This is a genomic window from Rubinisphaera italica (assembly GCF_007859715.1).
Classification (GTDB): Bacteria; Planctomycetota; Planctomycetia; order Planctomycetales; family Planctomycetaceae; genus Rubinisphaera; species Rubinisphaera italica.
The window spans coordinates 2,904,568-2,919,071 of the sequence record NZ_SJPG01000001.1 but is presented as its reverse complement, the minus strand read 5'-3'; the positions used below and the strand labels follow the sequence as shown (position 1 = coordinate 2,919,071).

At 48.5% G+C, this 14,504-nt stretch carries 9 protein-coding genes; 2 read left to right on the top strand and 7 right to left on the bottom strand.

Translation table 11 applies throughout. The features are described from left to right. Positions 1-33: 33 nt before the first annotated feature. Both Pan54_RS10910 and Pan54_RS10905 read right to left on the bottom strand, forming a co-directional pair. On the bottom strand, positions 34-882 hold the full coding sequence (locus Pan54_RS10910) for a DUF1853 family protein (protein WP_146503514.1): 849 nt from the start codon (positions 880-882) through the stop codon (positions 34-36). Positions 883-1,447: 565 nt separating this feature from the next. Beyond that, positions 1,448-2,191: a phytanoyl-CoA dioxygenase family protein gene (locus Pan54_RS10905; RefSeq protein WP_146503513.1), complete on the bottom strand. Its 744-nt coding sequence runs from the start codon at positions 2,189-2,191 to the stop codon at positions 1,448-1,450. 622 nt (positions 2,192-2,813) lie between these two features. Between Pan54_RS10905 and Pan54_RS10900 the strand changes: the two genes are divergently transcribed. Further along, on the top strand, positions 2,814-4,070 hold the full coding sequence (locus Pan54_RS10900) for a sialidase family protein (RefSeq protein WP_146503512.1): 1,257 nt from the start codon (positions 2,814-2,816) through the stop codon (positions 4,068-4,070). Between the two features lie 256 nt (positions 4,071-4,326). Here the strand turns inward: Pan54_RS10900 and Pan54_RS10895 are convergent, their stop codons facing one another. Continuing rightward, positions 4,327-5,313: an IS30 family transposase gene (locus Pan54_RS10895; protein WP_165441826.1), complete on the bottom strand. Its 987-nt coding sequence runs from the start codon at positions 5,311-5,313 to the stop codon at positions 4,327-4,329. A 347-nt stretch (positions 5,314-5,660) separates the two neighbouring features. On the opposite strand from Pan54_RS10895, the gene Pan54_RS10890 reads away from it, so the two are divergent. Beyond that, positions 5,661-6,980 carry a right-handed parallel beta-helix repeat-containing protein gene (locus tag Pan54_RS10890; protein WP_165441719.1) on the top strand — a complete coding sequence of 440 codons (1,320 nt, stop codon included), beginning with the start codon at positions 5,661-5,663 and terminating at the stop codon, positions 6,978-6,980. Between the two features lie 15 nt (positions 6,981-6,995). Here the strand turns inward: Pan54_RS10890 and Pan54_RS10885 are convergent, their stop codons facing one another. The 4 genes from Pan54_RS10885 to Pan54_RS10870 all read right to left on the bottom strand — a co-directional run bounded on the left by Pan54_RS10885 (position 6,996) and on the right by Pan54_RS10870 (position 14,503). Then, on the bottom strand, positions 6,996-8,369 hold the full coding sequence (locus Pan54_RS10885) for an SGNH/GDSL hydrolase family protein (protein WP_146503510.1): 1,374 nt from the start codon (positions 8,367-8,369) through the stop codon (positions 6,996-6,998). A gap of 422 nt (positions 8,370-8,791) precedes the next feature. Beyond that, a complete protein-coding gene (gene ppc / locus Pan54_RS10880) occupies positions 8,792-11,506 on the bottom strand; it encodes a phosphoenolpyruvate carboxylase (RefSeq protein WP_146503509.1) in 2,715 nt (904 codons plus the stop codon). 377 nt (positions 11,507-11,883) lie between these two features. After that, on the bottom strand, positions 11,884-13,896 hold the full coding sequence (locus tag Pan54_RS10875) for a serine/threonine protein kinase (protein ID WP_146503508.1): 2,013 nt from the start codon (positions 13,894-13,896) through the stop codon (positions 11,884-11,886). Between the two features lie 25 nt (positions 13,897-13,921). Further along, positions 13,922-14,503, bottom strand: coding sequence for an RNA polymerase sigma factor (locus tag Pan54_RS10870; protein WP_146503507.1), 582 nt, complete (start codon positions 14,501-14,503; stop codon positions 13,922-13,924). Position 14,504: the final 1 nt, after the last annotated feature.

Below are 14,504 nucleotides of genomic sequence, written 5' to 3'. Positions count from 1 at the left end.
AACAAGCGAACATTGATTGCTCCGAACCCAACTTCACGATTGCATCATGGTAGGCCAGTGATTTGGGACAATAAAAAGCTTGTCAACTTCATGCCAACCTGATTCCGATTCCTTTAACAATGTAAGGTGCAATGGACGATCGGATTCCCAGAAATGGTTTTTAAACTTCTTGTGGATTTCTGAGAAATCCAAAAGATCGGGTATGGCTGTTCTTTTGCAGTATTCAATATTGGAGAGCCAGTATGGTTTTTCCAAGAGTTGAAATCTCCACATTTTATTTTCCAGCCATTCAACTTGATGGTGGTAAAGCCAAAGTCCTTTCAAATGATGTGGATTCATCTCTTGCGGGAGGACTGAAGGCCTTTTTTCCAAAGGGTGGTAATAGATTCGTCCTTTGACAAAAGGAATTCGCTGATCGATCGGATCCGGCCAGTAGCGACTCATCTCAAGTTGATGTTGATAAATCCTGTTGATTTTCTTTTCGAAAGTATCTCGTGAATCTGGGCCAATCCAATTGCTGCCATTCACATTCATGTGTGGCATATACAGATAGAATTTGACAGCAACTTCCCAGTGCGCTGTCAGACGATCAGGTTTTCGAAAGATAAAATCAAGCTCTCCAAGAGTCCTGGACTCCTGGAGAATTTTCCACCGATGGGCCAGGAGTTCGCATTCGTTTAGATTGACCTGCCAGTATTGAACCAGATTTTCAAAATACCCACCCACTCTATGGGTAAATCTTTGATTCAAAAAATGATCAAGATTATCGATATCTGTATTCGAGATTTTTTGAAGTGACAGGGAATCATCCACTGAATTTCGAATTAAGGATGGACTATTGGCAACCCAGAGTAGATCACTGATTTTTGAATGCTTATCCATTCTTAGTTTATCCAGCCGCTAAATGACTGTGTGCAATTATTGTACGGTTGGAATAAGATTGAAGTTGAAATGATTGGATCATAGGCGTGGTCGTCCGCATGACCCAGGTCCATCACTTCTTTCTGGGACGTGCCACCCAGAAAATCACAGATCATAAAAGTAATTGATGCAGGATATCGTGCGAATCTCTCATTTCAAGAGTGTCCAAAATTGCGCACGGTCATGTAGTGCGATACTTTCAGGTAATCATTTCGACGGCTCGTGGCTGCGTATCTGGTAATGGTAGTCCTTGGATATCGATGAAAGAGTTACTTGGAATGTGCATTATAATTTTCCCATTGCTGGAGAAACATACTCACTCTTTCTCAAAGGAGGACCACGATATCCTTCTCGGTATCGATCAACATACACGACAAACTGACAGTCTCGTCAGATCTCGACAGCCAGGCAAGCTTTTACAATTCGTCGACCAACTCACCCAGCGCTGTACTGAGCTCAATGGATCGTTCATTGCTATGGTTGAAGTCTGCGGGGTTAAACGACTTGCTGATTCGCATCGTCATAATCACTGTTGAAGGAACGGAACACCCAGGTGCATCAGCTCCTGAGTTCCTGGTTTGTAAATCGGTTCCGGTGAATACTGTGTCACATAAGCGCGACGCATCCGGTCGGTGGTATTCGCTCCACTGCGGTGGAAAGTGAGTGAGCTGAACACGACCAGGCTGCCGGCGGGCACAATGGCAGGAATGCCGGGTTCTTTCCCGAAGTATCCAACCTTGTCACCCGTTTCCGGGTCACGAATATGTTCGACGAGAGACCGGATACCGATGGTCGAATATGGCATGACGTATGCCGTGCCATTCTCCAGCGTCATGTCGTCGACCGCTGCCCAGACCGTAACATAGGGCGTGTGTGGAAATCCGAGGTAGCCGCCATCCTGGTGCCATGAAAAGCTGATCCCCTGTTCGGCACACTTTGCAACATACTGGTCATAAAAAAGGTACGCGGTTTCACCAATCGTCGCTCGGCAAACATCGGCCATCAGCGGGCTAAAAACGTACTCAGACAGCCGAGGTGTCTTGTCGTATTGTTTGGCAATGTGGTATCGCTTGCCGCGATGACTGATATGAATGTGATCGGTCCCCTGTCGATCCATCTCCTGATGCATCAGGTCAATCAGCTGATCACACGAGTCCCGCAGTATCTGCAGATGCTCGTCCGAAATCACATTTTCCAGAATGAAGTAACCTTCACGCTGGTATAGTTCGCGATGCTGGTCAGTGATAAGAGATGAAGGTGAAGTTTGCATGGCTGGTGTATTTTCTTGTTAAAAAGCGAGCGGGAAGTCATTGACTCGTAAGTTCAGTACAGAAAACTGGGAGTCGTGTGACCTCATCTCGTTTCGTCGAATAGAGGCTCCATCACGGTCCAGGAGTTATTATGACAAGCAGTCCGGGGAGTAGAAATCGAATCTGTTTGACTTAAAGCATGAACAATCCGCGTTAGTTGGTAAAGTCAAACAAAATGATTGACTGGCACCGCGGCATTCGTGTTGGGGATTGGATTCCAATTGCGTGATCTTATTCGTTATGAGCAGCTGATCCGAGATGGACACATCAACGACTATGTCGAACTCGTGATTAGCGCCATATAAGTCGGGCACGAATATCACAGATCATGAACCTATTGCATTTGGCACCAGACATTCAAGAGGCGATTTTTTTACCCCGAGTAGAGCAGGGGGGCTCCGGTTACGAAATGGAGATTGTAGGCGTGAAGTATTGGGGTATACAGAAAATGCATTTGGATACAATTTGAATCACTCGCATTTTCAGTGTGCTTCTTGAATAGCTGCAGCAAACTGGGCAATATTAGTGATCCGCTCATCGTCAGATTAATAAATATTTGGTATCCCAATTTCGGAGGGTTTAATGCAATTGGAGCAAACACTCAATCGTCGTCATTTTCTTGCTGCTGGAGGATTGGCGATTACATCCCCATTGTGGGCTGAGTCCACAGACAAGACATCCCGATTAATTAAATCCATTCAACAAAGTACACTTTGGGATAACTCCGACGGCAAGAGTACCACATGGTTTCATCCACGAGCCTGCATGGTTCCACAGGATAGTGCTGCTCCAATGGCATTAATGACCATGCAGAGTATCACGGGATCTGATTATTTCGGTCCGGTCCATTGGACTTCCTCCGATAATCTTGGTCAGACCTGGACGGAACCCAAATTGGTTTCTCGTTTGGGGCAGCGTCCCGTGCCTGAATACAAAGGCTTGCGTCAGGGCGTATGTGATGTTGTTCCAGAGTATCATCCCCAAACAAAATCCGTGCTTGCTTTGGGGCATGTTGTTTTTTACCGGGGCGAAAAATTTTCAAAACAGGACCAGCTCTCCCGGTATCCAATTTATAGTATCCGTGATGCCAGTGGAAACTGGTCGGAAGCCCGTAAACTTGAATGGGATGATCCACGTGGCAGCTTTATTTACACCAATAATTGTGGACAGCGTATCGTATTGCCTAATGGTGATATTCTGCTGGCCTTCACTTTTGGAGCCGAGTCAAAGAATAGATCCGTTGCAGGTGTGCGCTGTGAGTACGATGGAGAACGATTGCAGATTCTTGATGTCGGCCCGCCACTCGAACTTAATCATGGTCGCGGTTTGCTCGAACCCTCAGTGACACAGTTTCAAAAGCAATTCTACATAACGATTCGTGCGGAAGACGATCGGGGGTATGTCAGTACCAGCGAGGATGGCCTGAACTGGATGCCCAAAAAGGCATGGATGTGGGACAACGGTGAACCTCTCAGTATGTCGACAACTCAACAACACTGGCTGACTCACTCCGAGGGGTTGTTCCTGGTCTACACTCGCAAAATGGAAGTGAATCGAAATGTCATACGCTGGCGTGCTCCATTGTTGATGGCACGAGTCGATCCCCAGCGCATGGTTCTCATACGTGAAACGGAACAGGTTGTGCATCCATTGATTGGCGATGGAGTGAAACGACCTGATGAAGTTCCTCTGATGGGCAACTTTCACGTCACTAACGCCAGCCCGCACGAATCATGGGTCACAGTTGGCTCCTGGATGCCGCGACGCAAAGCAGTTGGAACAGTTCATCTGGCTCGCATTCAGTGGTCGCAACCTAATCAACTCGTACAGAATCAATAAGACTTACAGATCATGAAGATATTGAACATGGCTCCAAAGATTCAAAAAGCAATCATGAATATGCCACATGTGGAGCAGGGAACTGATCCGGTCACATCGTGGAAATTAGTGTGTTGTAGACTGGAGGCAGCAACTGTCGGAGCGACTTAGGAATCAATTGAATCATCACTTGATGAGTAGTGGATCGTTCCAATTTTAGAAAATAGGGTAGCACTGGTTTTGCCAGTCTATCGAAACTTCATTGTTACTGGTGGATTCAATTTTGAAATGCACGGGTTTTGGGTTCGAACAGTTCGTGTGGTGATTTGAATTGGTACTTTTTGCGAGGCCGGTTGTTCAACTCCATCACAGCCGCTTGAATATCCTCGGCTTTCAGTTTACGGAAATCGCTCCCCTTCAGGAAGTATTGCCGCAGAAGCCCGTTGGTGTTCTCATTCTGGCCGCGTTGCCACGGCTGGCGAGCCGGAGCAAAATAGATCGCACAATGCAGGGCTTGCTCCAACTCTCGATGACCCGAAAACTCACTCCCGTTGTCCGTCGTCAAAGTTCGAATCAATGACGATGGCAACCCCTCAAACGCAAACACCGAAGCCGCGTTCAACGTCGATGCTTTCTTGTCCGGCAGATAGCTCGCCACAAGATAGCCGGTCTTGCGTTCGACATGCGTGACAATGTAGCCGGTCCCCTTTTGACCCTCGATGGTATCCGATTCCCAGTGCCCGATCCGCGAACGATTGCGTGCAGAAACCGGTCGCTGATCCATTGGCTTTTTGGTCGGGTCGCATCGTCTGGAGATCCCTGTGCCGTAGCGTTTGCGGCGTTTCTTTCTCGATTGACGCAGCTGCCTGTAGATGTTGCCGCCCTGCTTTTTGTTTGCTTTGATCCAGGCGTAAATCGTCTCAATGGATATTCGCATTCTGGCCTCCCGAGGATGCAGTCGCAAGAGTTGACCTGCAATCTGTTCCGGCGACCACTTGAGAGACAACTTATCGAGCAGGAATTCTTTGAGCGGAGCGTGGTTGAGTTTCCAGGGGAGTTTGCAGAGTTGTCGACGCCGTCGCGCTTTGCGGTCGGCTTTCCCGGCGAAATACTTCCCGGTCGCATCCGAATTCCGCCGCAGTTCTCGGGAGATCGTGCTGGGGTCTCGGGATAACTCGCGCGCAATTTCTATTCGAGAGTGTCCCAGGGCGTGCATGTGCGCTATGGAATCACGTTCCTCAGCAGTAAGATGCGTGTGTGACATTCGTGATTTCTTCTTAGTAGGATTGATGGTCGTTTGGTCAAAACAAACCATCTCACGAATGTCACTCTTTTTCCATCAACCCGTGCATTTCAAAATTGAATCCACCACTCTCGATTTGCACTGGCGAAGCCAGTGGCACACACCCCGAAGCTTTAATTGGAATCATTCACTTAATGAGTAGGCTTGTTGAAGATCTGCAGCGAACTCAACGGCGTCGGCGATAGATTTCAACTCATGAACCTGTGTCCGAAAAGGTCGGTCTCTTGTTGGATTTCTACCAGTATACTCCCCTGTTATCATTCAATGATCTGATGTTTGCCACTAAGAATTTCCTCATTGGAGTATCAATGCCAACATTAAACGACGCTCGTTTTTTTGTGATAACATTAATTGTCTGCTACTTTCCATTGTCAATACTTTATGGACAAACAGAAAATATCACTCATACCTATGTTCCTGTGGATGCTTCGAATTTCCTGCCCGAGGGCTATGTGAGTGATGGATCCGTCTGTTATCAGTCCGAACTTCAACAGGCGCTCAACTCATGCTCAACCACTGGTGGAGTGGTCTTCTTTCCGGCTATCACTTTTCGGATTGACGATCCTCATGGGTTACGCCTCTCTTCCAATCTGACTCTACAGATGGACGGGACCCGTTTTGTATTCAGCAAAGACTGTACTGAGGATGGTCAACTCTTTCATGGTACAGACATCAACGATTTGAAAATTCAGGGTGGGACAATTGTTGGGCAAAATGAGTCATGGCCTGAGGGAGTGAATATCCGAGGAATTCATCTTTCAGGACAATGCAAAAATATCCGGATCCGTGAAATGGAGATGCGTGATCTTTCCAGTAATGGAATTGGATTGTTTGCCAAGGATGCCGAACATCCTGCATCGGATATCTGGGTAATCGATACGATCATCGATAACTGCTCTAATTATTATGGAGACTATCAGGCACCTCCTCCGGTCAAGCGTGGTCCTGAAGCGGGTTCGAGTCGTGAAGATCAGGGACTGATCGCATTTTATCATGTCCAGAATTTTGTTGTCCGCGGTTGTCGCTTTGAAGATTCTCGATCCGATGGAACCCATTTCTACTTTTGTAATCACGGCCAGATCTCAGACAACCGTATTTACCGGGCTCAAATGGGAGGTTACTTTCTGGAGACCTGCCAGCATGTGTTAGCCACAAATAACATCATTCAAGATAATGGATCCCGCGGCGTTACCATTGAACGGGGGAGTCAATTTTGTACGTTGACTGGAAACACGATTGAGGGAAGTGGCCGGGAAGGGCTGTGGATTCCTGATTCGCTTCGCTGCGTAGTGACAGGAAATGTTTTCTCGCTCAATGGCCGGAAATTCAATGGCGATGAACGTCACATGCTGTGGAATGCCAATATCACGATCAACGAAGCCAAGGGAGATAAACTCAACACTCCCACGGCACACTATTTAATTGCTGACAACATCATTGAAACGGATCAGCATCAAATCGCAGCAATTCGCGTCGATTCACGACCAGAGACACTCAATATTGTCATCAAAGACAATCTCATGATTGGTGACAACACCAGGATTCTCGTCGAAGGACCTAATCAGCAACAAGTGATGGCTGGTGGAAATCAGGGCAGTAAAATTGAGCGAATCCTAGATCAGGAATAGAAAGACAGCTTGAGATTATTGGTCATTAATGACTTCGCGAATCTCTATTGTATGCGTGACTGGTTTCATCGCTTTAGTAATCGCATCGGCCAGTGGCTGACGGATGGCTTCGGTTCGTTTGACGGCAGCGTCGAAATCAGTTTTTCCTTCAGAACCATGAAAAATCTTCTTGACTTGCACCGTCTCAAAAGCCTGCTTTTCCGCCACGGCTCGATCCACTCGATCAAAAGCCTCGCAGAATGGATTTTCGGGAAACTCCCAGGCCAGATTGATTCCCTTCTGCAAATCTTTTGCCGTGTAAACCTTTGATTGAGTCCCCCAAGTGATCTGCCACCTCGTGCTATCAGGGACTTTGACTATTAATAGAAAACGATTCAGCTCTTCAGAAAACGGAACCAGTGTCATGCCTGATCGGATCGAATTATGATCATTCAGATCTCCACGGGCACACAAGGGATAGCGTGAACTTGTTACTGTTAATTTTCCAGCGTCGAAGGCGTCGACATTATGACCCGTTGAGGCAAACGCTTTGCTGAGTTCAGGATCAATCGTGATTGTTCCAATCTCTCCATCTAGTCCCAACGATCGCAAAAATGCCCAAGCCATAATAACCTGCCCGGCCCATCCGGGATGAATGCCATCCTGACCTGCGACTAGATACGGCTTTTCATCAGTCGTCTCATGCTGACCGGGTGCAAAGACCTGAGCCTGATACATCGGCCAGAAAATATCAGCGAAGCGAACGTTTTCCCTTTCAGCAACGTCGATGGCAATATCCCGCAGCGCACATAAATTCAAGTTGTGTTGTTCCAGTGTGCCTGAGCGACTTTTGACCCAACTGGCAATTTTTCCCGCACATCCCGGCGAGCCGACAACCACGCGCACATCGTTCTGCTTGAAGTTACGTACGATCGCACTGTAATGATCGCTGTACCATTGACCGTTCGTCACATCAAACGGACGATAACGCGAATCGTTCATCCCATAAGCGAGGGTGGCAATCGTCGGCTGGAAGGTGAGACAGTCTTTAGCCATCCGTCGCAGAAATCCATCCGTTTTTTCACCACTCCAGCCATACTGTCTGACCGTGACGTTCAGTTGAGGAACGCAAACCGTCAGATACGTTTCAATTAGCCGGGAGTACATCTTCTGTTCGGTAATCGAATCCCCACAGATGGCCAGTCGATCTCCTACACGAAACAGCAGATCGCCAATCGGCGGAGCCTTCTTCGGATTGAACGATTGAAACGCTTCCGCATCCGGCTTCACCTCATACAGATAGGGGCCGAATGTTTGAGCTTGAACACTCTCACCCGGTTGCTGAGCCTGAATTGAGCCTGCCAATACAAATAGCCAGACAAGAGAGAACGTGAATCGACGAATCGTCATAATTAAACTTCATGGCAGTGGGGAATGGAATCGGACATCATTTGTGTTCTCAATCGTAACAGTCCCTGGAATTGAAAAAAACTCTTTGGCGATGTTTCAGTGTTATGGGTTATTGTGAAATTGGAAAGCCATCATTACCTAGAGTAGGACGATTATTTTGTTTGAACAGGAAGTGCAAGGATTGTGCTTATGCGCTGTTGGAATTGGAGTCTGTATTAGCAGAGAACTTCTCGGGCATGGTAATAACCCGATGGCCGAAAATAATTTCTCAATCGGTTGACTCACTTTCGTTCTGCGACCATGTGTGAGAATGTTACTACGGTCCTCCGGCAACCGGTTCGTCGAATGGCAGTGCACCGTTTGCAACACTTGAGCCAGAAACGTTCGAATCCTCATTTAGGTTTAGTAGATGTTGGATTTGCTCATCCGCTGGTTCGCATTCCAGCCACGACACCGTTTATCGAGAGTCGTGTCAGGTGGCGAAGTTCTTCTGACTCTTCCTCCGACAAATTTGATCGACGTCCGCGACGGAGCAGTTCGATTTGAATTAGATTTAAGGGATCGATAAAGCGATTGCGGACGCGGATCGATTCTTTTAACCAGGGGGTACCATCGAGAAGTCCGTTATTCCCAGTCAGTTGAAGTACGGCCTGTTTCGACATTGCAAATTCTTTGTCGATCATGGTTGCAATTTGTTCGAGCGAAGGTTTGCCGGTTGCAAGATCAGCATAACGAGCGGCGATAGACATATCGGACTTCGCAAGGGCCAGTTCCGCGTTCTCGACGAGTGCTCGAAAGAACGGCCAATCACGGAACATCGCGATCAGTTTGGATCGGGTTGATTCTTCGTCCAATAATGGTTGCAGTGCAGCCCCCATTCCATACCAGGCAGGCAGTAAGCACCGCGTTTGCGTCCATGAGAAAACCCAGGGAATTGCTCGCAGATCGCTCAGTCCACCGCCCGGTATGCGACGTGAGGGACGCGATCCAATCGGCAATTGTTCGATTTCTGATACAGGGGTTGCCAGGCGGAAGAACTCCACGAAATCCTGTTGTTCCAGGAGTTCGCGATAAAATGAGAATGATGTTTGCGAAATCTGGTCCATCAACTCATGCCAGTCGTTGGCATCATGCGAGGCCGGCTCGCTGGCTGCCAGCAACGAAGACCAGACCACTTGCTCCAAATGTCGCCTTGCGATGGCTGGATCATCGTAACGATCTGCCAGAACTTCGCCTTGTTCGGTCAGTCTCAATGAGCCATGAAAAGTCCCCCGAGGCAGTGACAGAATACTGCGAGCGGCAGGCCCCCCACCGCGTCCAAGCGATCCACCCCGGCCGTGGAAAAACGTCAGTTCGACACCGAATTTCGAAGCCACTTCAACCAGATTGCGTTGTGCCTGGAACAACGACCAGCAGGCGGTCAGATAGCCTCCATCTTTTGTGCTGTCAGAATAGCCGAGCATTATCACCTGCTGATTTCCCTGCTTCCGCACGGTTTCTCGATAAGCGGGAATTTCCAACATTCCCGACAAAATCGCAGGACCATGTTCCAAGTCGCCAATTGTCTCCAGCAGGGGAACAATCGGTGGAACACAAGAGTCTGCATCGATGGAGGTTTGCTTCCAAAGCCATAACACCGAAAGGACATCGCTGGGGACGGCAGTCATGCTGATGACAAGCATTCCGAGCGCTGCCTCAGAGAATTGTTGTGAAGCTTCATGCAAAACCTGAAAAGTATTTAAACATTCGCGAACAGTGTCAGACACTGTGATGGAAGATTTCAGGAGTTGAGTTTCCAAAGTGTCCGCGAGTAAATTGAGACGAGCCGTTTCATCCAGAGTTTCAGGATCTTCACACAGTCCCAACTCTTTCAGCAGTTCGTTGATGACTTCGCGGTGGACTTTTGCATTCTGTCGAACATCAAGTTTCGCTAAATTCAAACCGAATGTTTTGATCTGTGACTGCCACGATGTCAGGTCCTCTAAAGCGAATTTCATTCCGGGGTGGCCATTCATCTCAGATGTCATCAGTTCAACATCATTGAGGAACTCGTCTGCCGATTGGTAACCTGCTTCAGCAACGGTAGGCTGATTGGTCTGTTCAAGTCTCCAACGAATGATCGCCAGCCAGCGGCGATAAACTTCTCCAGGCGGAATTCTGGATGTTCTCAATTCCAAATCCGGAAAGCGTTGCACTCTTTCTGCAACAGAGGATTCGAGTGGGGAAACAGTTGAGTGGTTGGACAGGGAAAGGCTCAACGCCCCCATTAACCCATCGCAGCGTTTCAACTGCAGTGCGATCGCTTCTTCCCGTAACCAGGTCAGCGTTTGTCTGGTGATCTCAGAGGTGACGCCGGGGTGGCCATCCCGGTCACCACCAATCCATGAACCGAAGGTCACGCAAGGGCGAGTTAATTGAATCTCCTCGCCATAGTTTTCCCTTAAGCCGCGACTCAATTCTCGTGAAATCTTTGGAACTTCTTTCCACAATACGGGTTTGAAGGATAGACCGCGTCCGACTTCTTGCATCACTGTTGGACGCCAAGGACGAATGAAGTCGGTTTGCCATAACATTTCGATCTCACCTCGAATCGCGACTTCGGCGTCGTCGCGTTCCTCCGAAGTTAAAGCACTGTCCAATTGCCCCATGATCGAGCGGATCCTGGTCAGTTTACTCCGGACGGATTTTCGTTTTGCATCGGTAGGATGTGCTGTGAAAACAAGTTCGATATGGAGGTGATCAACGATAGATTGTATTTCCCCCGCAGACTTTCCAGCCTCTTTGAGATCTGCAATTGCAGCGCGAATCGACTCGCTGTGCGGATGGGGATAGGCATGTCGCGCCCGATCCCTCAAGACTCGCACGCGACGACGGTCTTCAACCAGATTCAACAAGTCGAGGAATAGACTGAAGGCGCGTAACACAATCTGAATTTGTGCGTTATTAAGATTCGTGATCCGCTCGGACATTCTTTGCCCGGCATCTTGCACTCCGACACGTCGATCCCATGCCATCCGGCGCAGGTCCTCAACAATTGCCAGGGCTTCATCCCCGGCAATATCACGAATGGTGTCGCCCAGAATATTCCCGAGGTAATTAATCTCGTCGCGAAGTTCTGCGTCTTTAATATGTTCCATAATTCTTAATATTTTCAATACGAGCTCGAAGTGGTAGAGCGAATGCTTCGAGGTGACCAGCGCTTTTTATTATTTCAATTAAAGGACCAGGGAGGACTCTTTTTATTATTCCCTTAACAAATATTTTATATCACAGTTTCTGACCAGGAGACATTAAACTGTTGTGCAGGTCCGCATGTATTTTAGCAACGCGCATCTTCAGATTCGATAGAGTTTAAGTGGAGCCAGGTTCGGAACATTATAATTCTTCACGAGATAAGCCCAATTGCCCTGGGTTCGCATGTGAGTGGGCAATTGTTCACAAGAAACATGCGAAACAAAAGGAATAACCAAAGGATCGCAGAAAACATTCTCGCATAAAACCGAAACTCAAAACGCTAAGGCAATATCGGCCTGAGCCTGATCGCGTGAAATATTGTCTCACTTTGAAAGGCACCTACTCCGAGCGTGTCGGCATGCGGCAATAACCAGAATTCCTCTGGAAGGCTCAGATTTGATCCCTCTCCTTCATAGCGGGAAATGAGTTGACCATCGAGCATTGCTTCGATTGAACGCTGTCGCACTTTTAGTACTGCGGTATATTTTCGACCGTTGACCAGTTGCACATTCTGGGCGACTTGATCGGCAGGTTGCCTGGTCAGGTTTAGACCGTCGCGGAGTTGAATGCCAGCCAAATGTCGGTCCCAGGCATCGATATCAAACACTGCCTGATGATTGCCGACGACAAAAACGACTGCGACCGATTGTATGCCAGTGTGGCGAGTGAACGTCACTTCCAGATCGTACTCAGCAGGTACTACGTAGGGGATTTCCAATCGACTGCTATCACCAGCAGCAACTTCCAGTTCACCATCCACCTGCTGCCAGTTTCCTGCGACGACATTATCAGGAAGCTGAACAGTCTCGATGAGATTGAACCACTCGTCCGATTTCAATGATGAAGCTGCACCATCATTGGGATTTACCGACATGTTGCCAGCAGACGCCGTTTCTGTTTCGGAGACAGATGAGTTTGCAGCAGGCCACCACCATGTCGCCGCAGTAAAGATTATCAAGACCCCAATGACTAAGGCTGTCGCAGTTTGTATGAATAGAATGCGACTTCGTGGGCGGCTTGGTTTCCGAGATTGCAACAATGGTCGTGTGGCTGCGAGTTGTGCGTCATTATCGGCTTCAATGAACGAGAATAGATTTGCTAATGAAGCCTGATTGTTTTTTGTATCCGCAGATGAAACAGTCTTTGTCTGTAGGTTTTCATCGGCAGATGTCAGGAAAGGCTTAAGTGCGTCGGCGACTTCGATTGGGGTTTGGAATCGGTCTGCCGGTTGTTTGGCCATCATTCGGGCAATGACAAGAGGCAGTTCCGCAGGCAGGTCGCTACGAAGTTCAGTCAGCGACTGAGGTTCTCGCTGCAGATGCCCCAGGACTTTTTCCAGCGAGCTGTCAGCAGGAAATGGAACACGTCCGGCGAGCAGGTAATAAGCGGTGCATCCGAGGGCATAGATGTCCGACCGGATGTCAGCATCGCGAGAATTTCGGGCCTGTTCGGGGGCGATGTAATCGGGCGTGCCGACAGTGCTGCCGTCTCCGGTGAGAGAGGATTCACTCGGGTCGTTTTGATGGGTCGCGAATCGCGCGAGACCGAAATCGAGGATTTTCACAACACCTTTGGGAGTACGCATCAGGTTTTGAGGTTTGATGTCCCGATGGATCATGCCTACTGCAAACGCGTGCTGTAATCCAATCGCGACTTGACGAATGTAATGGCAGGCGTGAGCCACGGGGAGCGATCCATGCTGGATGACAATTTCAGCCAGCGTCTTACCTTCCACATATTCCATCACCAGAAAATGGATATCGTCGGCTTGCTCGGCATCGAATGCCGTCACGATATTGCGATGCGTGAGTCGTGCAGCGGCTTTCACTTCTCGATGAAAACGATCGAGTGCCGACTGGCAAGTCAAGAATTGAGCGTTAACCACCTTCAGGGCAACCAACCGGGCCATCATTCGATGTTCAGCCAGATAGACAACCCCCATCCCGCCTGCCCCCAGTTTTTTGATGATGCGATATCGGGGATGTTCCTGTAGCGGGAAGGGGATTGCGATGTCCTCAGGATTTACATATTCCGATGCCAGATGAAACTCGCCAGAATCGGTTTCTAACTCGGACTGCTGAACGAGGGCGAGAGTTTCACCAGCTTTTGAAGAATGATAATGCCGCAGTTGTGTCAGGAGTTGATCTGCGGGGACTGCACGCATCTGCTGGCAACAGTATTCACAAGATTCGACATGACTTTCGATCTGTTGCTGCTGCACATCGGTCAGTTCGCCGTTCAGAAACGCGGCGAGCGTCTCGGGATCTGGATGGTGTGCTTGCAAAAATTCCACAAAGCTAAACCTTTTGAAAGCCGATTCAATCAATCAGGCCGGCACCCTGTTTGCGGAGTTCGGCCATCACACGTGATTTGGCAATGAAAACCGCATTTTCACTGATCCCCAACCTATCGGCCACCTGAGTAGCCGGATTGCCTTCGATAGCAAATTGCAGGAACGCCTGCCATGTCTTTGGCTGAAACTGAGATTCCACTTTATCGAGCAAATATCGAGTGACATGGGTATTATGTTCCAGATCCCAGAGTTTGCTAATCTGGCTGTGCGGATCTTCCAGTTCGTTGATCATGGATAGAAAATCCGAACCTCCAGTCGCAGTGGGATGTTTGTTTTGTTTCCTCCAGTGATTGCGAATCGTATTGACCGTGATCGTCCTCAACCAACCCCGAAACGCGCCGCTATGCGGTTGTTTTTCAAATTCTGGAAGCCGCCGCAATACTACGCTTAAAACATCCTGAACAATATCATCAATATCATGCGCTGCCGCGCCTTTGACACGCAACCATTGACGGATAAACGGGGCGTATAACTCGACCATCTTCGACCAGGCTTGCTGGTCTGTTCCGACACGCAATGCATCGAGTAAACTGACCGAGGTTTCCATT